Origin of the sequence: Pseudomonas sp. IT-347P, assembly GCF_949768005.1 — a bacterium.
Classification (GTDB): domain Bacteria; phylum Pseudomonadota; class Gammaproteobacteria; order Pseudomonadales; family Pseudomonadaceae; genus Aquipseudomonas.
Window position 1 is genome coordinate 534,539 of record NZ_CATKPQ010000011.1, and the last position, 21,957, is coordinate 556,495.

General features: G+C 58.5%; 24 protein-coding genes. 8 read left to right on the forward strand and 16 right to left on the reverse strand.

Going from position 1 to position 21,957, the window contains the following annotated elements:
• Window positions 1-93: 93 nt before the first annotated feature.
• Window positions 94-381, reverse strand: coding sequence for a fructose-bisphosphate aldolase (locus ACM6IV_RS06430; RefSeq protein WP_414869208.1), 288 nt, complete (start codon window positions 379-381; stop codon window positions 94-96).
• A gap of 564 nt (window positions 382-945) precedes the next feature.
• Between ACM6IV_RS06430 and ACM6IV_RS06435 the strand changes: the two genes are divergently transcribed.
• Entirely contained in the window at window positions 946-1,230 is a 285-nt protein-coding gene (locus ACM6IV_RS06435) for a hypothetical protein (RefSeq protein ID WP_414869209.1), read from the forward strand.
• Between the two features lie 77 nt (window positions 1,231-1,307).
• Here ACM6IV_RS06435 and ACM6IV_RS06440 read toward each other — a convergent pair whose 3' ends face one another.
• The gene (locus tag ACM6IV_RS06440) at window positions 1,308-1,739 is read right to left on the reverse strand and encodes a hypothetical protein (protein WP_414869210.1); all 432 of its coding nucleotides are present in this window, start codon (window positions 1,737-1,739) and stop codon (window positions 1,308-1,310) included.
• A 165-nt stretch (window positions 1,740-1,904) separates the two neighbouring features.
• On the opposite strand from ACM6IV_RS06440, the gene ACM6IV_RS06445 reads away from it, so the two are divergent.
• The 3 genes from ACM6IV_RS06445 (at window position 1,905) to ACM6IV_RS06455 (ending at window position 3,913) form a co-directional block, all read left to right on the forward strand.
• On the forward strand, window positions 1,905-2,294 hold the full coding sequence (locus ACM6IV_RS06445; protein WP_414869608.1) for a hypothetical protein: 390 nt from the start codon (window positions 1,905-1,907) through the stop codon (window positions 2,292-2,294).
• A gap of 15 nt (window positions 2,295-2,309) precedes the next feature.
• Complete coding sequence (locus tag ACM6IV_RS06450) at window positions 2,310-2,732, forward strand: HD domain-containing protein (RefSeq protein WP_414869211.1); 423 nt, start codon at window positions 2,310-2,312, stop codon at window positions 2,730-2,732.
• Between the two features lie 158 nt (window positions 2,733-2,890).
• Window positions 2,891-3,913: an AbrB family transcriptional regulator gene (locus tag ACM6IV_RS06455; RefSeq protein ID WP_414869212.1), complete on the forward strand. Its 1,023-nt coding sequence runs from the start codon at window positions 2,891-2,893 to the stop codon at window positions 3,911-3,913.
• A 27-nt stretch (window positions 3,914-3,940) separates the two neighbouring features.
• Here ACM6IV_RS06455 and ACM6IV_RS06460 read toward each other — a convergent pair whose 3' ends face one another.
• The 4 genes from ACM6IV_RS06460 to ACM6IV_RS06475 all read right to left on the reverse strand — a co-directional run bounded on the left by ACM6IV_RS06460 (window position 3,941) and on the right by ACM6IV_RS06475 (window position 6,887).
• A complete protein-coding gene (locus ACM6IV_RS06460) occupies window positions 3,941-4,558 on the reverse strand; it encodes a hypothetical protein (protein WP_414869213.1) in 618 nt (205 codons plus the stop codon).
• A gap of 4 nt (window positions 4,559-4,562) precedes the next feature.
• The gene (locus ACM6IV_RS06465; RefSeq protein ID WP_414869214.1) at window positions 4,563-5,456 is read right to left on the reverse strand and encodes a glycine zipper family protein; all 894 of its coding nucleotides are present in this window, start codon (window positions 5,454-5,456) and stop codon (window positions 4,563-4,565) included.
• Window positions 5,453-5,983: a PAAR domain-containing protein gene (locus ACM6IV_RS06470; protein WP_414869215.1), complete on the reverse strand. Its 531-nt coding sequence runs from the start codon at window positions 5,981-5,983 to the stop codon at window positions 5,453-5,455. Before ACM6IV_RS06470 ends, ACM6IV_RS06465 begins: the two co-directional genes overlap by 4 nt.
• A gap of 127 nt (window positions 5,984-6,110) precedes the next feature.
• Window positions 6,111-6,887, reverse strand: a complete 777-nt coding sequence (locus ACM6IV_RS06475) for an NAD(P)H-dependent oxidoreductase (protein WP_414869216.1) — start codon at window positions 6,885-6,887, stop codon at window positions 6,111-6,113.
• Between the two features lie 85 nt (window positions 6,888-6,972).
• On the opposite strand from ACM6IV_RS06475, the gene ACM6IV_RS06480 reads away from it, so the two are divergent.
• Window positions 6,973-7,866, forward strand: coding sequence for a LysR family transcriptional regulator (locus tag ACM6IV_RS06480; RefSeq protein ID WP_414869217.1), 894 nt, complete (start codon window positions 6,973-6,975; stop codon window positions 7,864-7,866).
• Window positions 7,867-8,121: 255 nt separating this feature from the next.
• A complete protein-coding gene (locus ACM6IV_RS06485; protein WP_414869218.1) occupies window positions 8,122-8,907 on the forward strand; it encodes a DeoR/GlpR family DNA-binding transcription regulator in 786 nt (261 codons plus the stop codon).
• Between the two features lie 133 nt (window positions 8,908-9,040).
• Here ACM6IV_RS06485 and ACM6IV_RS06490 read toward each other — a convergent pair whose 3' ends face one another.
• From ACM6IV_RS06490 to ACM6IV_RS06525, 8 genes are all read right to left on the reverse strand, one after another.
• Entirely contained in the window at window positions 9,041-10,324 is a 1,284-nt protein-coding gene (locus tag ACM6IV_RS06490; protein ID WP_414869219.1) for an NAD(P)/FAD-dependent oxidoreductase, read from the reverse strand.
• A gap of 147 nt (window positions 10,325-10,471) precedes the next feature.
• The gene (locus tag ACM6IV_RS06495; RefSeq protein ID WP_414869220.1) at window positions 10,472-11,836 is read right to left on the reverse strand and encodes a glutamine synthetase family protein; all 1,365 of its coding nucleotides are present in this window, start codon (window positions 11,834-11,836) and stop codon (window positions 10,472-10,474) included.
• 409 nt (window positions 11,837-12,245) lie between these two features.
• Window positions 12,246-13,589 (reverse strand): chromate efflux transporter, encoded by a 1,344-nt coding sequence (gene chrA / locus ACM6IV_RS06500; protein WP_414869221.1) that lies wholly within the window; start codon window positions 13,587-13,589, stop codon window positions 12,246-12,248.
• A 393-nt stretch (window positions 13,590-13,982) separates the two neighbouring features.
• A complete protein-coding gene (gene moaE, locus ACM6IV_RS06505) occupies window positions 13,983-14,444 on the reverse strand; it encodes a molybdopterin synthase catalytic subunit MoaE (protein WP_414869222.1) in 462 nt (153 codons plus the stop codon).
• 2 nt (window positions 14,445-14,446) lie between these two features.
• Window positions 14,447-14,698: a MoaD/ThiS family protein gene (locus ACM6IV_RS06510; RefSeq protein ID WP_414869223.1), complete on the reverse strand. Its 252-nt coding sequence runs from the start codon at window positions 14,696-14,698 to the stop codon at window positions 14,447-14,449.
• Window positions 14,695-15,180, reverse strand: a complete 486-nt coding sequence (gene moaC / locus ACM6IV_RS06515) for a cyclic pyranopterin monophosphate synthase MoaC (RefSeq protein WP_414869224.1) — start codon at window positions 15,178-15,180, stop codon at window positions 14,695-14,697. The genes ACM6IV_RS06510 and moaC overlap by 4 nt, the downstream gene beginning before the upstream one ends.
• On the reverse strand, window positions 15,177-16,022 hold the full coding sequence (gene fdhD, locus ACM6IV_RS06520; RefSeq protein ID WP_414869225.1) for a formate dehydrogenase accessory sulfurtransferase FdhD: 846 nt from the start codon (window positions 16,020-16,022) through the stop codon (window positions 15,177-15,179). The genes moaC and fdhD overlap by 4 nt, the downstream gene beginning before the upstream one ends.
• Before the next feature lie 216 nt (window positions 16,023-16,238).
• Window positions 16,239-17,138 (reverse strand): LysR family transcriptional regulator, encoded by a 900-nt coding sequence (locus ACM6IV_RS06525; RefSeq protein WP_110719946.1) that lies wholly within the window; start codon window positions 17,136-17,138, stop codon window positions 16,239-16,241.
• A gap of 286 nt (window positions 17,139-17,424) precedes the next feature.
• On the opposite strand from ACM6IV_RS06525, the gene moaB reads away from it, so the two are divergent.
• Both moaB and glp read left to right on the forward strand, forming a co-directional pair.
• Window positions 17,425-17,964, forward strand: coding sequence for a molybdenum cofactor biosynthesis protein B (gene moaB / locus ACM6IV_RS06530; RefSeq protein WP_122854251.1), 540 nt, complete (start codon window positions 17,425-17,427; stop codon window positions 17,962-17,964).
• On the forward strand, window positions 17,961-19,166 hold the full coding sequence (glp, locus tag ACM6IV_RS06535) for a gephyrin-like molybdotransferase Glp (RefSeq protein ID WP_414869226.1): 1,206 nt from the start codon (window positions 17,961-17,963) through the stop codon (window positions 19,164-19,166). Before moaB ends, glp begins: the two co-directional genes overlap by 4 nt.
• Before the next feature lie 591 nt (window positions 19,167-19,757).
• Here the strand turns inward: glp and ACM6IV_RS06540 are convergent.
• Together ACM6IV_RS06540 and moaA are read right to left on the reverse strand one after the other, a co-directional pair.
• Window positions 19,758-20,654 (reverse strand): bestrophin family protein, encoded by an 897-nt coding sequence (locus ACM6IV_RS06540; protein WP_150650441.1) that lies wholly within the window; start codon window positions 20,652-20,654, stop codon window positions 19,758-19,760.
• A 35-nt stretch (window positions 20,655-20,689) separates the two neighbouring features.
• A complete protein-coding gene (moaA, locus tag ACM6IV_RS06545; protein ID WP_414869227.1) occupies window positions 20,690-21,688 on the reverse strand; it encodes a GTP 3',8-cyclase MoaA in 999 nt (332 codons plus the stop codon).
• Between the last annotated feature and the right edge of the window lie 269 nt (window positions 21,689-21,957).

The window sequence follows — 21,957 nt, forward strand, 5'->3', positions numbered from 1 at the left end:
TCGCCATCGCTATTTCCATCCCCTATTGTGGAAAGAATGGCTATCGAAAAAATGCGGTGGAGGAGTGACGTCCACTTTTCGCACCGATTCTTTCTACGATGCAGGTTCAAACCCCCGCCGCTCAATAACCCGAAACACGTCGCTCACATCCTGCACCATGATCCTGGCGATGTTGGTCACGGTGTTGATGTCATGCTCGGCATGATCGGGGAGGCGGATACAGGCCATGAGGTCGAGGTATTTGAGGATGGAGTTGAGGCGTTCTGCTACGCAAGCGTGAAGGTCGCGTAGCGGGGCGTTGGCGTCGATAAGGAGAACGGGGTGGTCGGTAGCGGGGTGGGACATGGGGGCGTAGTGGTGAACCGGTTTTTTGATCGTCATAGGTTGCACTCTTCAATTGGTCAGTAAGTGCCACCTTTTTGCTGCGAAACAAATGGGTGGCAGCTGTATGCGGGTTCGCAGACCGGAGAAGAGTCAAACCGGCAGACCCGAAGGTCTCCCACACACAGCCGCCATAAAATGAAGCGGTGGCGGATTTTGCCACAGTTGTCATTTAGCGGTGCGTGTCACTTCTGAGGGCTGCGAAACCCATCGCCGACTGCGGTCAGCGACTACCCCACTCTAGGCATCAATTTCACCAGCCACAACCGACCTGTAGGACGTGAAACCCATACCCGTGGCGAGGGAGTTTGCTCCCGCTCGGCGACGCAGTCCTCGTAATCCGGGGCGTGCGGTCTGTCTGAGAGAAGCGGACTATCCGGTTTTGGGGTCGCTTCGCAGCAAGACGGGAGCAAGCTCTCTCTCTACATGGGGTGTTTTCCTACGAGATTTTCAGACATCGAAATTGCGCGAGCCTCTGGGCGGTAACCATTCGTCCGACGCACCGCACGTTCGCCGCACACCTTCTTCCAATGCTGTAACTCACCACGCAAAGGAAGAGCCACCATGCTGAACCATAAAATCGCGGTGTTAACCCTCGCGGCGTTGCTGTCCGGCAGTTCGCTGTACGCGATCGCTGCTGGCGAAACGCCGACTCCGACGGCGAACGACGGCAACAGCCAGACTCGTGACCCGGCGTCTCCCGCCACCAATGCCGATCCGGATGCCGATTCGCTGCCCAAGGGCGGTGACGGTGGCAAGACCGACAATGGGCCGGTGCCTTCAGCCTCCAAGCCCAGCCCTGCGGGTCAACCATCCGGTAGCAGCAGTGGCGGTAGCGGCGGTGGTTGATGGATATCGCGCACTAAAAAGCCCGGTCTTTTGAGCCGGGCTTTTCTTTGCGCATCGCCTACGTCGTGGCACCGAAATTACTTCGCCTTCCAATGCCCGCCGCCATTCTCACAATCAATCCGCGCCTGAGCCAAATGCTCCACGTCGTAGTAATACGTGGTCACTTGCGCGTTGTCGGGGATGTTCAGCGCCTTGGCGCTCTTGTCCTTGCTGGTGGAATGCGGGTTGGCCAGGGATTCCTGGGTGATCGTGGCGATGCACGTGGCCTGGTAGTGATCAGCGCAGTGTTCGACCTTGGTTTTCTTGCTATTGAGCATGTCTTTGCTTTCGTTGCTGCACGACCAGTCTATGGCGTTGACCGGCATGCCTTCGTATTCATAACAACTGTGGGTTTCCACCGCTGGCACCGAGGCGCTGGAGGATTGGGTCTGGACGTCGCAGCCTTCGGCCATGACGCAAGTGGGGATGACGGCGAAGCTGGCGATCAGAAGCAGGAAGCGAATGTTCATCGGGGTTTCCTCTTCAAGAGCGCCGGGTCTCATCGATGATGTTGGCGCTTTGTAGTTTCGAGGTGGCGTGGAGGAGGGAGGTTCCATCGGGTTTTTGATTTGCTCCGGTGGCGTACACTGCGAAACAATCGGAAACATTCAGTGCCCAAGGATTGGAACATTGCCATGATGGTCATCGGCTGCCGCAACAACGCTCCCACGCTGCAACACAAAACCCACGACGTTTACGTTTTCAGCATCGACCTGTCCCGGCCGGCCACGCCTTTGTGTTTTGAGCAGTCAATAGGCGGCGGGCATGCCGAGCAGGGCGGTGCCCGGTGGTTGGCGCTGGATGAGCTGGACGCCTGGCCGGGCGATTGGCGTGAACACCTGAAAAAGGCTGGTTGCGCATGGGTTGCCGAGTTGATCGATGCTCATCCGAAAGCCGATCAGGCTACTTTGGTGTCACTGATCCTGCAGCGTCATTCCGCGCCCGCCCAGCCAGTCGGTCGGCTGAAGGCAATCGGTAACTGGCTCAAACGCAACATCCATGTCGGCGGCCGCTACGGTCTTTAACCCACGGAGACTCCCATGAGCCAGACCCTCGAACGCGCTATTGCCATCGCCGCCACGGCCCACGCCGGGCAGGTCGACAAGGGCGGTGCGCCGTACATTCTGCATCCGCTGAAAGTCATGTTGCGCATGACCACATTGGAAGAACGCATCGTCGCCGTGCTGCACGATGTGGTTGAGGATTGCGGTGTCAGCCTTGATGACCTGCGCAAGGAAGGTTTCAGCGAAGAGGTGCTGACGGCGATTGAGTCGGTGACCAAAGTGCCGGGCGAATCCTATGAAGACTTCGTCGACCGCGCCGCACAGAACCCGATCGGGCGGGTGGTGAAACTGGCGGATCTGGAGGAAAACAGCGACGTGTCGCGCATTGCCTCGCCGAGTTGGGAGGATCTGGAACGGATCGAAAAATATCGCCGGGCAATTGCACGGCTGCGAATGTAATAGAAAAGATCTCCTTGTGGGAGCGAGCCTGCTCGCGAAGGCGTCAGGTCAGTTACCTATCTGCGACTGGCACGACGCTTTCGCGAGCAGGCTCGCTCCCACAGTGACAAGTGATTATTCGACGATGTTGGGTCAGTTTATTAGCCAGGAAGGCGATCATGAAATCCATTCTCTGTGTGTTGATTGCTGCCGGTTTCGGCGCACTGTTGCAGTTCCAAGGCGTGCCGCATGGCTTGCTGTTGGGTTCGATTATCGTCACCGCATTGTTTGCCAGTAAAACCGGTATCGCCCCGGCAACACCTTATGGGCTGGGCTACATCCAGGTTACGTTGGGCATCGCAACCGGGCTGATGTTCGAAGCGTGGGACAGTGAGACGGCCTCGACGATGTTGCCGAGCCTTGGTGTGTTGCTGATTTGCCTGACGGTGCAAATCACGTTGGCCGGATGGTGGCTGACGCGCGGCGCAGGCTGGAATCGCACTGATGCGCTGTTGGCGGTTTATCCCGGCGCACTGGCGGCGGTGTTTGATTTACTCGAGTCGGAAAAGGCATCGAGCAAGGTCATCATCGTGCACTTGATGCGCTTGCTGCTCATCACTGTGCTGGTGAGTTTCCTGATTCCCGGCCAGGCCGCTGCGGTGGCGGTTGCCGATGGTGTTCCTTTGACTACAGGCATGGCACTGACGGCGCTTTCGGTCATCGCATTGAGCGTGCTCCTCGGGCGCTTGTTGTTAGTGATCGGCGTGCCGGCGCCGTTCATGCTCACCGCGATCATCATCACGGCGGTGTTTGTGAAAGCGGGATGGCTGCACGGTTTTCACATGCCGGACTGGAGTTTGAATCTGGCGGCGCTGATTCTCGGCGTGCGGATCGGCTCAAGGTTTCAGGGGCTTGGCTTCGCGGAACTGGGACGTCACGGGCGCACGGCGTTGGTCTCGGTTGGGTTGATGATCGTGGTTGCGGCGGTATTTGCGGAAGTGGCGGCGCGGTGGTTGGGCAGTGATCCGCTGTCGCTGTGGCTGGCGTACATGCCGGGGGCGATCGAGACGATTGCCATCGTCGCGTTTGGTGGTGGGCTGAATGTGGTGTTTATTCTGACTCATCATTTGAGCCGGATGGTGTTGTTGCATTTTGCGCCGGCATTGTTGGTGCAGGTGCGGCGGGGGCGAGCGGGTGCCTGATTCTTCAGGCACCGGTAGAAAATGGGATCAGTCGTCGTTGTACATGAGCTCTAACCTATCAATCCATTTTTGTGATGCGTTAAATCTCTCGTAGTAAGCCTGTTTTTCGTTGTTATTGAGATTTGTAAAAAAAAGGGAAAAATAAATGTTGTCGTAATATCCCTGCGCACCCTCCATATTTCCACCCCACCATGCAGGCTCATAACCCGGAAATGCAATCCATGGTGGTGGTGCGGAGAATTTTTTTTGACTCAGTAGGATTAGCAGTTCTGTGCTATTCGTTACGAGGCGAATTGTGGCTGATTGGAATTCTCTAAGAGATATAAAATATATTAGTCGAGATTCCGTAAGCATGTTTTTACATTGAAATACCGTCAATCCATTAAATGTTCTTTCGCTTTCTGTTCTGAAGGTGGAAGCTATGAGTGTATTAAATTCAGGGATTTCATCAATAGCTATTAGGAAAGAGGAGTAATACGCGTCGATACCCACATTTTTTAAGAGTGAAGTGGGAGGGTATATTGGCAAGCTCGTGGCAGGTATTGGAAGAAGGAACAACTTTTCCAGCTCTGAAATGCTGTATCCGACAATTTGCTCCTGAGGCGATGATTTCAATGAGCCGAATATGCGTCGAAAAAAATTCATAAGATTATTCCTGTAAGTATTCAGTAAGCCATGTAGCTCCCAAATACCCGGCGGTGCCAAATACTATTCCACCGATCGCGCTACTAACGATAGCACCAGGCCCCGTTTCAATTCCCACTGCCGCGCCTGCCACCAAACCTATTCTGGCGCCTGCAATAGCTGCTCCCCAGCCTCCAGCCTGCTTGACGACTTCCACGGATATTGGTTTTACGCTTTTTTGCTTAAAAGACTCTTCGGCAGCAAGTTTTAGATCATATGCAGTGAAAGCGATAGCAAATACTCTTACTACTTTTGCGCCTTTAATAAATGTACTTGTGATCTTGTGTGAGGATGGAGTGAAAATTGCACTGGCAGGTACTTTTTCGGACTGGACTAAGACCTCTTTGTCGATATTTTTTACCCAGTTCGCAATTTCGTCGATTTTAGCTACGTTTTTAGGTGCGTTTTTTTTGTAGTCTTCAAGTGCTTTTAATATTTCATCTGTACTAACAAGTTTTGCACCGGCAGCTTTTGCTTTCTCGATGTCAATATATACTGTTTTACCATCGAATCTTGGCGATCCATTGGGGAATTCGGAACTGGTGGATAGATAGCTTGAAGGGTACTTTCGACTGCTATAGACGTGTTCCGCCACTGTGGCGTTAGAGTTGGGTGCTACCGGCCGCATGCCATATTTTTCTGGCCAAACCTCATTCTTGATCTGAAATTCAGGAAGGTTTTTAGCGACTAGGTGCGGATTGTCGGGCGAAGAGTAAATTTTTCTGACGAGAAATCCATCTTTACCTATCTCGTCGACTACAACAAACAGGTGGATGTTAGCGGGCATTAGATAGCCGGGGACGTTGCTCACCGAGCCTGCTTGTTTGTTAGTTGGAATCTGGCAAGAAAATTCCGTCATGCATCACCCCATTTTTCCAGTGCGGCAACGCCCGTTGTTATTTCTAGTGTTTCTTGTTTGCTTGTGGCAATTCGTGGCGTATGGCCCGCTTCATCAGAAAAGCCCGTATAAACGCGGCCGGTCTCATCTTTAATGTGATAGGGCACATTGGCCAAAGGCTGACCATCACTGCCGACGATCCTGAATTTTTCGTCGAAAATCATCGCCCAGAGTGGCATGGCGGATGGCGGGACGAATTCTGCGGGAGTGTGCGAATTACCGATTATTACGGTAGACGAGCCACTTACGACATTGTTGCCGTGAGCACCAATGCTGCCAACGGTAGCGGCGGGCATACCGTTGATGAGGACAGTTGAGGCAACCTCTCCAGTGATAGGGCTGCCGCAGGCGCTCTTGTCGTTTTGGCGGGCGGCAGCCAAACCATCAAAAAAAACATCAGGAGAGCCAGCGGCAATCGGGTTAACGCCGTGGCCCGGAAGGGGACAAGAGGTAGGGTCGGTAACTCGGGCAGCAGGTTTGCCAGACATTGTGAACTTCCTTGTAAAAGCGACTGTTCTGGAAATGTTACACAACACAGGTGATGTGAACCAATATTCTGTTTACATGGCTTAAGCGCACCTAAAGAAAATGCTAGTCACTCAAGGCTGGCGGATGTTAAACGCTGTGCGCTGCAAAGCCTTCTGTCCCGCGTGCGATTTCATCCTTCAACGTCAAAGCAGGAATCTCATACTCCCCACCATTCTGCTGCCGAAACCCAATCGGCCGCGCACTCCACAACTCATCCAGCCGCCGCCCCAGCTCATCGCTAGTCTCGGCATACCGCGCCGCATCCATCCGACTCGTCCGATACACCACAAACGGCGGCACCACTTCAAACCCCGGGTAGTACAAAATCCCGTGCTGAATCGGAAACAGCAGATCATCCATCGGCCCGTTAATCCCGCGTGGTGCGTAGTGCGATTCCCAACCGCCAGTGGTAACCATCAACATCGCCCGTTTGCCTTTCATTTTCCCTTCGCCATAACGCTCGCCCCAACGGCTGTCGGAGTGCTCGCCGACGCCGTAGGCAAAGCCGTAGGCGTACACCCGATCGACCCAGCCTTTGAGAATCGCCGGCATGGTGAACCACCAGAGTGGAAACTGCAGGATCAACGCATCGGCCCACAACAGCTTTTCCTGCTCGCGAGCGATGTCGACAGCCTGGGTGCCTTGGGCATAGGCGACTTTCGAGTCGAGTGAGGCGTGGAACGGTTTTGTCGCATCGCGCTGCGGGGCGTCTTCGGCGTCGAGCGTGGCTTTCCAGTTCATCGCGTAGAGGTCGGAGACCTGCACGGTGTGGCCGGCGGCTTGCAGGCGCTGGACGCTGAAGTCGCGCAGCGAGCCGTTGAGTGAGGTTGGTTCAGGGTGGGCGTAAACCAGTAAGACTTTCATGATGGAGCTCCGTTGGCTGAGTGACTGCAGGATCGGCGTTCAACCGGTATATTGGAAATGAATGTCTGATATGTCTGGTATAGCCATGAATAATTTAAGACGGCTGGATATCAATCTGCTGCTGACCCTCGATGTGTTGCTGTCGGAGCACAACGTCACCCGCGCGGCGCAGCGGCTGAACCTGTCGCAGCCTTCGGTGAGTGTGCATCTGGCCAAGTTGCGCGACATCTTTGGTGATCCGCTGCTGTTGCCCGGGCCGCGCGGCATGCGCCCGACGGCGCGCGCCGATGAACTGCGTGAGCCCTTGCGCGAAGCGTTGGAGGCGTTGGAGAGGGCGGTAGCGCCGGCCAGTGCATTCGACCCGGCGCAGGCGACGCACAGCTGGAAAATCGCCGCGACGGATTACGGCGAGTCGACGGTGGTGTTGCCGGCGCTGAGCAGTTTGCGCGAACAGGCGCCGGGCACGCGGCTGGCAGTGATCGATCTGACCCCGGCGCATTTGGTTAAACAGGCCGAGCAGGGCGTATTCGATCTGGCGCTGCACATCAGCGAAGACGCACCGCCGGAGTTGCACCGACGACCGCTGTTTACCGAGCGTTATGTGCTGGCCGGTCGAGTCGGGCATCCGGGGCTGAAATCAGCACCCACACGCAAACAGTTCTGCGCGCTGGAGCACGTGATGGTCTCGCGCGAGGGCGGGGGCTTTTTCGGGGTGACCGACCGGGCGTTGGCCGATGTCGGGTTGATGCGCAAAGTGGTGTTGTCGGTGCCGCACTTTCTGATGGCGATGTCGGTGTTGGCCAGCACTGATCTGGTGGCGATGCTGCCGTCACGCCTGGTGCGCGGCAACCCGGCCTTGCAAGTGGTCGACGCCCCGCTGGAAGTGCCGGGTTACGAGATGGCGATGTTCTGGGGTGAACGTTCACACCGCGATCCGGCGCACAAATGGCTGCGCGAGCATTTGTTGGCGTCGGTCTGAGGCACTTTCAGGCGTGGCCCAAGGCAATCGCAAACGACACGACGATCATGCACGCAAACGCAAAATTGAGATTCATGAGGTGTTCATCCTGAGCCTTTTAGAAGTGCGGTCATTCTGAACAGCTTGAAAGCAAAGAAAAAATTCGTCTTGTTGATTCCAATGATCGAAACCATTGATACCTCGTCGATTTGTGTTTGCTACGGGCTTTCGCTACGCTTGCAAAACCTGCAATTACAAGCATAAACAGGCACAACCATGCACGATCATTCCACGGCTGAACTGCCATCCCTGCGTCGACAGAAAATTCTTTTGCTCCTTGAGCGTGACGGCAAGGTCATGGCTTCCGAGCTGAGCCAGCACTTTGCGGTGTCCGAAGACACCATCCGCCGCGACCTCGCCGAGCTGGACACGGCCGGGCTGGTGCAGCGGGTCCACGGCGGCGCGTTGCCGCGTCCGAAAGATTCCGGCAAGGATTACTTCACCCGACTGGACGAGACGGATGAGGTCAAAGTTCGACTGGCGCAACGGGCGGCGCGGGAGATTGAGGACGGGCAGATTGTGTTGTTCGATTCCGGTTCGACCACGTTGCAAGTGGCACGGTCGCTGCGGGCAGATATCAGCATCACGGCGGTGACCGCTTCACCGATGACGGCGATTGCGCTCTCGGAATTCAAGGGGGTGCAAGTAATTCTCGCCGGCGGCCAGTTGAACCCGCGAACGATGGCGGCGGGTGGGCATGAAGCGGTGCGGCTGCTGGCCGGGATCAAGGCAGATCTGGCGATTACCGGGGTGTGTGCGATTCATCCGGAAGTGGGGATTACCTCGCTGCATTTTGATGAAGTGCCGGTAAAGCAGGCTCTGCTCGACAGTGCCGCGCGAGTCATTGCGGTGACCACGGCGGACAAGCTCGGGGCGGTGGAGCCGTTTGTGGTGGCGCCGTGCACGCGCCTGCATACGCTGATTACCGAGCAACATGTGGCGTCGGGGAGTGTCGATGATTATCGGCGGTTGGGGATTGTCGTCGAGCAGTTGCCGGATTGAGGTTTTGTGGTGGTTTTGATGGCCCCTTCGCGAGCAAGCTCGCTCCCACATTCGAACGCATTTCTGAGATAGAACTCGGTCAACTGTGGGAGCGAGCTTGCTCGCGAAAGGGCCGGTACATTCAACACATGTTTCAGCGCAGGCGCTCAAGCATCTGGTAATACCACATCCCCGCCGCCAACAACGGGTTACCCAACAAATCCCCCATCGGCACGCGAATGTGCTGGCACGCGGCAAAGGTATCGAACTGCTCCATCTGCCCGGTGATCGCCCGGCTCATGATTTCGCCCATGATGTGCGTGGTCGCGATGCCGTGCCCCGAGTAGCCCTGGCAATACCAGACGTTGTCCGAGAGCTTGCCCAGTTGCGGGATGCGGTTGATCACGATGCCCATCGCGCAGCTCCACTGGTAGTCGATCTGCACGCCTTTGAGCGCCGGGAAGGTTTGCTCGATGCACGGGCGCAGTTCGGCGGCGATGTCCCGTGAGTCCTTGCCGCTGTAGTTGGCGCCGCCACCGAACAGCAAGCGGCCGTCGGCAGTGAGGCGGTAGTAGTCGAGGACGAAGCGGCAGTCGTACACCGCCAGGTCTTCGGGGTTGATCTGTTTCGCCAGATCGCCGAGTGGCGCGGTGGTGACGATGCCGCCCATGGCCGGGAAAATCTTGCCCTTGAGCTGCCCCGGTTCGAGCTTGTGATAGACGTCGCCGGCGAGCATCACCTGATTGGCATCGATCTGCCCATGCGCGGTGCGCACACCGGGCGTAGTGCCGTGAATGATCTCCAGCACTTCACTGTTTTCAAAGATCAGTGCGCCAAGACTTTCCGCCGCCCGCGCTTCACCGATGCACAGGTTGAGCGGGTGCAGATGCATGTTGCGGGTGTTCTTGATAGCACCGTCGTAGAGCTCGCTTTGCAGCAGGTCACGCACCTGGCTGCGGTCGAGCAGGCTGACTTCATCGCCTAATCCGCGCCGTACGGCTTCTTCGTAATCCTTGCGCAAGTCGGTCATGTGGCTGGGTTTGTATGCAGCGTGCAAGTGACCGTGTTTCAGGTCGCACTGAATGCCGTACTTCTTGACGCGTTGCTGGATGATTTCATGCCCGCGCCAGCGCAGGTGCCAGATGAAATCATCGACGTCATCGCCGAGTTTCGCGCGCATCTGTTTACGCATCGCACCGTCGCCGGAAAGGCTGCCGGTGACCTGCCCACCATTGCGCCCGGTCGCGCCCCAGCCGATCTTGTGGCTCTCGACGATGGCGACTTTCAGGCCTTTTTCGGCGAGTTCGACGGCGGTGGCGACGCCGGTAAAGCCGCCCCCGATGATCACCACATCAACCTTGTGCCGGCCTTGCACGGTCGGGTAGTCGGTGTCCTGGTTGAGGGTGGCGGTGTAGTAGGAATTGCAGCGTTCGGTCATGTCAGTGTCCACACAAATTCGGGAGTCGGAGTGCAGTCCCCTGTGGGAGCGAGCCTGCTCGCGAAAGCGGCGTGTCAGTCACCCAAAATGTTGAATGTGATGACGCCTTCGCGAGCAGGCTCGCTCCCACAGGGGAGATGAGAGTCTTCAGGCCTCGGTGAGATACCACCGCCAATCCTGCTCACCCACCTCGGCCATGAACTGCCGGTACTCGGCACGCTTCACCGCCAGATACACCCCGAGAAATGCCTGGCCCAAGGCATCCCGCGCCCACACCGAGTTTTCCAGTGCCTGCAGCGACGTCAGCCAATCGGTCGGCAACAATTCCTTCGCTTGCGCATAACCATTGCCCTCGACCGGCGCACCCGGATCAAGGTCTTCACGAATGCCGCGATGAATTCCGGCAAGGATCGCCGCTGCGGCCAGATACGGGTTGGCGTCGGCGCCGCAGATTCGGTGTTCGATGTGCCGGGTATGGGCCGGGCCGCCGGGCACGCGCAGACTGACGGTCCGGTTGTCGACGCCCCAGGTCGGCGCCAGCGGTGCGTAGCTGTTGGCCTGGAAGCGTCGGTAGGAGTTGGCGTTCGGGCAGAACAGCAGCAACGTATCGAGCAAACAGGCGAGCATCCCGCCAATCGCCGTACGCAGCAGCGGTGTGCCGGCCGGGTCTTCCGAGGCGAACAAATTGTGGCCCGCGCCATCGGCCAGGCTGACGTGCATATGCATGCCGGTGCCGGCCAGATCATCGAACGGCTTGGCCATGAACGTCGCCTGCATGCCGTGCTGATGAGCGATGGCCTTGACCAGACGTTTGTAGCGCACGGCCTGGTCCATCGCCGCCAGCGCATCACCGTGTTCAAGGGTGATTTCCACCTGACCCGGCGCGTACTCGGAGATCGCCGTGCGCGCCGGAATGCCATGCAGTTTGCAGGCGTTGTAGAGGTCGGCGAGGAACGGTTCGATCTGTTCCAGCTCACGCAAACCGTAAACCTGTGTATGTCGCGGTCGGCCACCGTCTGCGTCCAGCGCCGGTTGCGGGCGGCCGTTGTGATCGCGTTTGGCGTCGAGCAGGTAGAACTCCAGCTCGCAGGCCATCACCGGGTGATAACCCTCGGCTTTGAGTCCGTCGATGACCTTGATCAGCAAGTGTCGCGGGTCGGCGATGCTGGCGGGCATGCCCTCGCTGGGGTGCATGCTGACCTGCACCGCGGCGGTCGGAATCTTGCGCCACGGCAGGCGCACCAGACTGCCTTCCAGCGGGTAGGCGCGGCAGTCGATATCGCCGACGTCCCAGACCAGACCGGAGTTCTCGACGTCTTCACCCTGCACGGTCAGACCAAGAATAGTGCTCGGTAGTGGGCGGCCGCTTTCATACACGGCGAGCAGTTCTTCACGATGCAACAGCTTGCCGCGCGGCACGCCGTTGGCGTCGAGAATAAACAGCTCGATCATGTCGATATCGGGGTTCTGTTCAAGGAACAGACGTGCGTCTTCGATGGCTGCGAATTTCATAGTCCACATCACTCATGTTGGCGCCACGCAGGCGCGCAGATTCGGGCCAAAGGACATTAATGGGCGAAGGCCCAGGCTGTCCTGGCGGGGATATCGAAAGAGAACCGTCCTACGCGTTTTTCAGACGCGATCAGACGCAGACGCGGATATCCGGCGGGCGTGCGGAGTGACGCAGTTTGGAACGGCGCAGGGCCATGGGGAGATTGACGATACGATTCATACGCCGCCCTTGTGAGAAAGGGCACGCTGGGTAGAGACGTTCAACGATTCTGATTGTTGTGGTGACGTACTCATGACGCGTGTTTCCGTTGGCGGAAAACGTCGGTGGCGGGCTGACCCGCCGACCGGTGTGCCCGGATAGTAAGGGGGAATTCGCGGGCGTGTAAACGGGAGATTCGCCGGGCTGGGCTCAGCGCATCAGCGCAAAGCCCAGCCCGGCGAGGGCGCAAACGATCAACACACTGATCACGCCGCGCTTGAAAACGAACAGCGCCAACGCCGCCGCCACCGCCAGTACCAGCGAAAACACATCCAGCGCCCCGGCAAAACCGTTTGGCCAGAGTACGTGGTAGGCAAAAAAACACGCCAGATTCACAATCACCCCGACCACGGCCGCGGTAATCGCCGTCAGCGGTGCGGTGAACTTCAGTTCGTTGTGCGTTGATTCCACCAACGGCCCGCCGGCGAGGATGAACAGAAACGAGGGCAGGAAGGTGAACCAGGTCACCAGCGTTGCTGCCAGCGCTCCGGCGGCGAAGGCATGTTCGGGGCCGAACGCCGGTTGCACGTAGGCACCGACGAAACCGACAAATGCGACCACCATGATCAGCGGCCCCGGGGTGGTTTCGCCGAGTGCGAGGCCGTCGATCATCTGGGTCGGCGTCAACCAGCCGTAATGCCCGACGGCGCCCTGATAGACGTAAGGCAGCACCGCGTAGGCACCGCCAAAGGTGAGCAGGGCGGCTTTGGTAAAGAACCAGGCCATTTGCGTGAACGTGCCGTCCCAGCCGAACAACGCCGTCAATAACGCCATGGGCAAACACCATAGCACCGCACCGATCAACCCCAGCCGCAGCAACTTCGCCAGACTGAAACGGGTATGCCCGGGGGCTGGCGTATCGTCATCGATCAACGCCGGGCCGAAAGATTTCTCGCTGTTGCGCGCCCCCGCGTTGCTGAACCGCTGCGGTGCGAATCGCCCGCCCAGATAGCCGATCAGCGCGGCCCCGAGAACGATCAGCGGGAAGGGCACATTGAAAGCGAAAATCGCCACGAACGACGCCCCGGCAATCGCCCACAGCCAGGCATTCTTCAAGGCACGCGAGCCGATGCGATGCGCGGCGTGCAGCACAATCGCGGTGATCGCCGGTTTGATCCCGTAAAACACTCCGGCCACCGCCGGCACGTCACCGAAAGCGACGTACACCCAGGACAAGCCAATCAGAATGAACAGCGACGGCAGCACAAACAGCGCACCAGCGATAACACCGCCCCAGGTGCGATGCAGCAGCCAGCCGATGTACGTCGCCAATTGCTGAGCCTCGGGGCCGGGCAGCAACATGCAGTAGTTGAGCGCGTGCAGAAAACGCTTTTCAGAGATCCAGCGCCGACGTTCGACCAGTTCTTGATGCATGATCGCGATCTGCCCGGCCGGCCCGCCGAAGCCGATGCAGCCGAGTTTCAGCCAGAAGCGCCAGGCCTGGCGCAGGGTGACGGGATCGGGGCGGGGCAGGTTGTTCGGCGCTGTGTTCAAGCGTAACTCCGGAGTTGAATCCTGGCGGAGTGGCTATCTAATCAGATTTTTTACCCTCACCCCAGCCCTCTCCCGGAGGGAGAGGGAGCCGACCGAGGTGTCTGGCGTTATCCGTCGACCTGAAAGATCGAGTCGATTATGGATTTGATGGTCACCCGAAGGGGCTGACCGAGGTGTCCGGCATCGTTCGTCGACCTGAAAAATCGAGTCGATTATGGATTTGATGATCACCCAAAGGGGCTGACCGAGGTTTCCGGCATCGTCATCGACCCGTAAGACCCCGTCGATTATGGATTCACCTCAGCCGCTTCAGGTCGGCGTACCTCTGCAATATCCCCCAATCAGTCCCCTCTCCCTCGGGGAGAGGGCTAGGGTGAGGGGCTTTTGCTTTTTTTAGGCGTGCGCCAGACTCCAGCGTAACGCCGCATTCCGATCGCTCTCACGACCCTCGACCCAGTGAGAACCCTCAGGCGTCGTCTCACGCTTCCAGAACGGCGCGCGGGTCTTGAGCACATCCATGATGAACGCGCAGGCCTCGAACGCCATGTGCCGATGTTTGCTGCTGACGCCGACAAACACGATCGGCTCACTCACCGACAACGCACCGACCCGATGCACAATCTCCACTCCCAACAGCGGCCAGCGCTCGCGGGCTTCTGCGGCAATCTGTTCGAGGGCCTTTTCGGTCATGCCCGGATAGTGCTCGAGGAACAGCTCATTCACGCTCTGGCCAATGTTCAGATCACGCACGTAACCAATGAAGTTCACCACCGCGCCAACCCGTGGATTGCGCGCGTGCAGATCCGCCGTCAACTGGCCGACATCAAAGCTTTTGTGCTGGACTCGAATCGTCATCATCAACCCCCGGTGACCGGCGGGAAAAACGCGATCTCATCGAAATCCTCAATCACCTGACTCGGCTGACACAGCTCTTGATTCACCGCGCACATCAGGTTGCCGGCACCCAGCACTTCGCGCCAAAGATCACCACGCTGCATCAGCATTTGCCGCACATCTTCGACGCAGCTCAATGCATCAGTCAGCGGGATTTTTTCTCCGCCCAGATTGAGCCGGTCACGGTAGCTGGCGAAGTAGTTGATCAGGATCATTGCGCGTTCTCCCATTGAAAGTGGCCCGAACGGCCGCCCTGTTTGCTGAGCAGGCGGATATCGCCAATCACCATGGCGCGGTCCACCGCTTTGCACATGTCGTAGATGGTTAGCGCGGCTACGCTGGCGGCGGTCAGGGCTTCGAGTTCGACGCCGGTCTGGCCGGTGAGGCGGCAGGTACTGGTGATCTGCACGCGGTCCGGTTCGCAGGCCTTGAGTTCGACGTGAATCGAGCTGAGCAGCAACGCGTGGCACAGCGGAATCAGTTCGTGAGTGCGCTTGGCTGCCTGTATCCCGGCAATCCGCGCCACGGCGAAGACATCGCCTTTTGGATGGCCGTTGGCCTGGATCATCTGCAACGTCTCCGGGCGCATCTGCACCCAGGCTTGCGCGGTGGCTTCGCGACGGGTCGCGGCTTTGTCGCTGACGTCGACCATATTGGCGCGGCCCTGATCGTCGAGGTGGGTGAGGGTGTGGCTCATGCGGAAAACTCCTGGATCGGGCTGTAAATTCGCGGGGCGTTACGGTGCGGCACGTGGATCAGATTGAGCCGGTGCTTGAGTGCCCAGCGCACGGTCAATGCGGTGGGCGCGGACAGGCTGACGAGAGTGCCGAGGCGGGCGCGCACGGCTTTGTGGATCAGTTCGAGGCTGCAGCGGCTGGTGACCACGACAAAACCTTCAGCAGCATTGAGGGCGTCGGATTGCATCGCGCCGATCAGCTTGTCGAGGGCGTTGTGGCGGCCGATGTCCTCACGGCACAGCAGCGCTTCACCGTTGCCGTCGAAGTACAGCGCGGCATGCAGCGCGCCGCTGCTGCGCGCCAGTTGTTGAGCGGCTTCAATGCGTTGGCGGATGCCGTCGAAATGTCCGGCCGGCGGCAGTGCTGACGGTTGCAGGATTTGCAGTTGCGGCAGCGCCTGCTCCAGCGCTTCGACGCCGCAGATGCCGCAGCCACTGGTGCCAGTCATCTGCCGACGATGATCCTTCAAGGCCCAGAACGCGCGACTGGAAATCTGCACATCGGCCTGACAGGCCTGATCGAAGTGCGTGAGGCGGATGTCGTAGATCTCGTCGACGCTGTCGATGATCGCGTTGCTCAGGCTGAAGCCACGGATGAAGTCTTCGAGGTTGCCCGGCGAGACCATCATCACCGCCTGGCTCAGGCCGTTGTAGGTGATGGCCAGGGCGATTTCCGAGGCCAGCGCGGCGTGCGAAACGATGGCTTCCGGCAGGTATTCGCGAAACGCCACCTGCGCCGGTTGCGGCGCGGGGGCGTTGGGTTCGGTGGAGGATTCTGTGAGGGTTTCGGCGTGGCAGAGCATCTGAAAAGTCCCGAAGCGCTGAAGAGTGTTCAGGCTACGGGGGTGTTAAAAATGCGTCCAATCGCTTGTTCTGATGTGGTGATTGCTTTGCTCGATCAATCAGGATTTGTATCGACTGTTCGGGCCTCTTCGCGAGCAAGCTCGCTCCCACAGGGGAATGCATTTCAATTGTGGGAGCGAGCTTGCTCGCGAAGGCGGTCTGACATCCAACATCAATTATTCAGCGGGAACTTCTACCCCAAACAACTTCCGCGCCTCGGCAAAACACTTCTCGGCAATCGCCGAACGCGGTTCGGTCTTGCGCATCACCAGGCCCAGCGGCGCCAGCACACTGGCATCGGGCAATTGCATGAACGACAGGTGCTCGATCGGTTCTTCCAGGCCACTGTCCAGCGGCATGATCGCGCAGCAGAAGCCCTGGTGAATCGCCTGCAACAGCTGATAGGTCGAATCGCTTTCCATGATCGGCTGCGGACTGAGGCCACGGCTGCGGAAGCTCAAGTCGATGGATTTGCGGTAATGCATGCCGGCGGTGATCATCCCCAGCGGCAGTTCGGCGGCGTCCTCCCAACTCATTTCCGTGCCTTCGAACTGGAAGTGGCGGTTGTCGTAGAGCAGGCCGACACGGGTTTCGCCGATCTCGAAAAATTCGAAATAGTTCGGGTTGACGTGGTCCAGGTAGCACACGCCCAGATCGAGCTGATTGTTGCCCAGCCCGGCGATGATTTCGTCAGAACTGAGCGACGACAGGCTGAACTTCAACTCCGGATACGTTCCCGACAAACCCTGAATGTAATTGACCGGGTTGAAGCTGCTCAGCGGCACCAGACCCAGACGCAAGCTACCCACCAGTTGCCCGCGACACGCCGCCGCTTCGGCGAACAATCCGTCATGGGCCGCCAGCAACGTGCGCGCCCAGGCCAGCACACGCTCACCGGCCTGGGTGAACCCTTCAAAGCGCTGGCCGCGGTTGACCAGCACCAGATCCAGCTCGTCTTCCAGATTGCGCAGGCGCATCGACAACGTCGGTTGAGTGATATGGCAGCGGGCGGCGGCCTGGCCGAAGTGGCGGGTTTCGTCCAGTGCGATCAGGAACTTGAGTTGTTTGATGTCCACGAAGGCACCTGCTCGTTGAGAAATGGGATTGAGTATTGACGCAGATGCGCGAGGCGCACGAAAAACGCGAGGTGCGACGATCTCATCTGCACGGATATTCGTCCAATCGGAACTGTTTAAGGGACTATCGACCAGCTCTATCACACCCGGTTCTACTGGCGTTCAGCGATGTGAAAAACACCGATAGAGCCGGTCGATAATGTGGTTGGCCAGAGTGATTAGACAGTACTCATAAGTGGCACTTAGGCTGCTCGGCAATGTTATTGACTGCTGCCGGAGAACTGCCATGAGCGCCAAAGCCGATGCCCTGTTTGTCCCCCTGAATATTGCCGTGCTGACGGTCAGCGATACTCGCGATTACGCCAGCGATACGTCGGGCCAATTGCTGGTCAGTCGGTTGCTTGAGGCCGGGCACACCTTGAGCGAGCGCAACTTGCTCAAGGACGATCTGTACAAGATCCGCGCGCAGGTAGCGAACTGGATTGCCGACGACACCGTTCAAGTGGTGCTGATCACTGGCGGTACCGGCTTCACCGGCCGCGACAGCACGCCGGAAGCGGTGGCCTGTCTGTTCGACAAGCAGATCGACGGTTTCGGTGAGCTGTTCCGGGCGATTTCGATTCTGGATATCGGCACGTCCACCGTGCAAAGCCGCGCGCTGGCCGGGCTGTCGAACGGCACGCTGGTGTGCTGCCTGCCAGGGTCGACCGGCGCTTGCCGCACGGCGTGGGAAGGCATTCTGGCCGAGCAACTGGACAATCGTCACCGTCCGTGCAACTTCGTCCCGCACCTGAAAGCCGTGCAAGCCTGCGGGCCACGCGGATGAGCAAGGCACCGTTGATGCCGGTCGAGGACGCCCTCGACCAATTGCTCGGCATGGCCAATGAGCAACGTCTGGCCGACAGCGAACTGCTGGCGCTCGACGATGCGCGTGGGCGGGTGCTGGCCAGTGATCTGGTGGCGACACTCGACTTGCCGCCGTGGCCGAACAGCGCCATGGATGGATACTCGCTCAATCTCAGCGATCTTCACCGACAGCCGTTGAAGGTCTCGCAAAAGGTTTACGCCGGGCAGGCACCGGACACGTTGCTGCCCGGCACCTGCGCACGGATCTTTACCGGCGCACCGCTGCCGCCCGGCGCCACCTGCGTCGAGATGCAGGAGAACGTCGAAGTGCTGGAGGACGGTCGCGTGCGCTTCTTGCAGCCGCTGAAGGCGGGGCAGAACATCCGCGCGCAAGGTCAGGAAAATCGCGTCGGCGATATCCTGCTGCGGGCCGGCAAACGCCTTGGGCCTTTCGAGCTGGCGGTCGCCGCCGGGCAAGGGCTGGCGCAACTGCACGTGGTGCGTCGCCCGCGTGTGGCGCTGCTGTCGACCGGTGATGAACTGGTCGAACCGGGCCAACCGCTGCGCCCCGGCAGTATTTACAACAGCAACCGCGTGTTGCTCGGCCACTGGTTGCGTGAGCTGGGCTGCGAAGTGATCGACGCCGGGATCCTCCCGGATCGCCCGGCCCAGACCCGGCTCAAGCTTGAGCAACTGCAAGTGAGCGCTGACCTGATTCTGACTACGGGCGGCGTGTCTGCCGGCGATGCCGATTGCCTGGGACAAGTGCTGCGCGACAACGGCAAACCGCTGTTGTGGAAACTGGCGATCAAGCCTGGCAAACCGCTGACGGTCGGGCATTTCGGCGCTGTGCCGGTGATTGGCCTGCCGGGCAATCCGACCTCGGCGCTGGTGACGTTTGGCTTATTGGCGCGGCCGTATCTGTTGCGCATTCAAGGCGTGGAAGAAGTCATGCCGCTGAGTTTTACGGTTAACGCGGGCTTCGATTGGCACAAGGCTGGCAGCCGCCGTGAATACTTGCGCGTGAAGCTGGAGGCGGGGCGTGCAGTGCTTTATCCGAATCAAAGCTCCGGCGTCTTGCTCGGTGCAACCTGGGCCGATGGCCTGGTGGAAATTCCCGAGCACAGCACGCACAGTGTCGGCAACCCGCTGCGCTTCATCCCGTTCAACGAACTCTTCTGACCTCACCACCAATCAAACTGTGGGAGCGAGCTTTATGGCGCTCATCAATATCCGGGTGTGAATGCAAAACCTGTAGGAGTGAGCCTGCTTGCGATGACGGAGGTTCAGTCGACGAAGATGTTGACTGGGCCGGCGCCATCGCGAGCAGGCTCACTCCTACAATGGTTTTGTGGTGGTCATCAATATCGGCGGTGTACGCAAACCCTGTGGGAGCGAGCCTGCTCGCGAAGGCGGAGTGTCAGTCAACATTGATTTCGGCTGACAGGGCCCCTTCGCGAGCAAGCTCGCTCCCACAATGGCTTTATGGCGCTCATCAATACTCGGGTGTGAATGCAAAACCTGTAGGAGTGAGCCTGCTCGCGATGACGGAGGTTCAGTCGACAAAGATGTTGACTGGGCCGGCGCCATTGCGAGCAGGCTCACTCCTACAATGGTTTTGTGGTGGTCATCAATATCGGCGATGTACGCAAACCCTGTGGGAGCGAGCTTGCTCGCGAAGGCGGAGTGTCAGTCAACGTTGATAGTGACTGACATGCCCCCTTCGCGAGCAAGCTCGCTCCCACAGGGTTTTGGGGTGTTTGGAGAGAAGGATCAGCTCAGCACATAGTCCACAGGCTTCAGCGCCGGCGGTACGTCTGCACCGAGTTCGCTGAGGATGTCGCGTTCGATGGTGCGTACCAGCGCATCGGTCGGTAGGTCGTTTTCATCGCGGCCGAAGGGATCTTCCAATTCATCGGCAATCGCATCCAGGCCAAAAAACGTGTAGCTGACAATCGCCGTGAACAGCGGCGTCAGCCAGCCCAGCGGCTCTGCCATGGCAAACGGCAACAGGATGCAGAACAGATAAATCGTCCGGTGCAGCAGCAGCGTGTAAGGAAACGGCAGCGGCGTGGTTTTGATCCGTTCGCACACCGCTTGTGCCTGGGTGAGGCTGGTCAGGTGGTTGGCCAGCAGCATGTAGCGCCACTCAGTCAGCTCACCGTTTTGATGCAGATCGGAACACTGCTGACCGACTGTTTGCAGAATGCGCCCACTGTAATCCGGCGTCTGTGGATCAGGTTTCGGCATGATCCATTGGCTGCTCGCATCGGCCTCGCTTTCCTTGCGCAACCGCGCGTTCAACGCATGGGCGAAGCCGCACAGATTGAGCAATAACGGCTTGCGCTCAGCCGATTCACGGATCACATGGGTTTCACGAATCACCGAGCGAATGTGCACAATCACCTCGCCCCAGGCCTTGCGCGCCTCGTACCAGCGGTCATAACAGGCGTTGTTGCGAAAATTCATGAAGATCGACAGCGACAAACCGAGCAAGGTAAACGGCGTGGCATTGACCTTGGTGAAGTTGCTCGGATGAAGGATTTCCACCAGCACGATGGCCGAAGCGAGCAGGGTAACCATCAACGTACGCATGGCGATGCGCTTGGCGATCGAACCCTTGAGGGTGAAGAGAATGGCGAACTGGTTGACCTTGGGTCTGATGATCATGCTGTGCGGTTCCGATAACCCTTGGGAGGGGCGGTCTAGCCGCCCGTCATGTTCATGAAACGCACGACCTGGACGTCGTCGTTCACTTCGAAGTTATGTCGATACGGCTTGAGTTTCATCGCCTCGACAATGGCTTTCTCCAGCCGCTGCGGTTGTCCCGGATGGGCACGCAGCACCGCTTTCAGATCCACCGAATGCTCGTTACCCAGACACAGTAGCAGGCGCCCTTCAACGGTGAGTCGTACGCGGTTGCAGGTGCCGCAAAAGTTATGGCTGTGCGGCGAGATAAACCCCAGGCGAATCTCCGGTGCTTCGGCCAGCCGCCAATAGCGCGACGGGCCTTGTGTCGATTCGGCCGAGTCAATCAAGGTGTAGCGTTCGGCAATCTTCTCGCGCACCTGGGCGCTGGAGAAAAACGACTCGGCGCGGCTGTGTTCGCTGATGATCCCCAGCGGCATTTCCTCGATGAAGGAGACGTCGAGCTGACGGTCAATGGCGAAGCTGACCAAGTCGTTGATCTCCTCGTCGTTGCGGCCCTGCATCACCACCACGTTGAGTTTCGTCCGGGTGAAACCGGCCTTGCGCGCGGCATCGATGCCGCTGATCACCTGCGCCAGATCGCCGGTGCGGGTCATCTGTTTGAAGCGCTGCGAATCGAGGCTGTCGAGGCTGATGTTCAGGCGTTTGACCCCGGCGTCGAATAGCGGCGCGGCGAGTTTGCCCAGTTGTGAGCCGTTGGTGGTCATGCACAGTTCACGCAGGCCGGGCAGGGCGGCGATCTGCTCGCACAGCTTGACCACGCCCGGACGGATCAGCGGCTCACCACCGGTGAGGCGAATCTTGCGCGTCCCGAGTGCCACGAAGCTCTGCGCCAATTGATAAATCTCTTCCAGGGTCAGCACTTGCTGGCGTGGCAGAAACTGCATGTCTTCGGCCATGCAATAGACGCAGCGGAAGTCGCAGCGGTCGGTCACCGACATGCGCAGGTAGTCGACGCGGCGGTTGTAACCATCGATCAAGACACGCTCTGACATGACAGCCTCGCAGAAAAGAAAATCCCGGTTGAAGGGATTCGGTCAGCGCAGATTATGACTAACGTTCCGCGCCGTCCAATCACTGTTAATGAACAGCTGATTGATTGCGTCGATGATCAATTATTTTTTCCTTAAAGTTACGCCGTTAGTTTTGCAAGGCCCCGTAATCAAAGGCTTTTTCCTCGTGATAGATGCTTTCGATAATGCGGTCATTAATAGCGATTAGACAACGTTTTGTAACGGTTCATATCCTTGCCCCGGCAAATCAA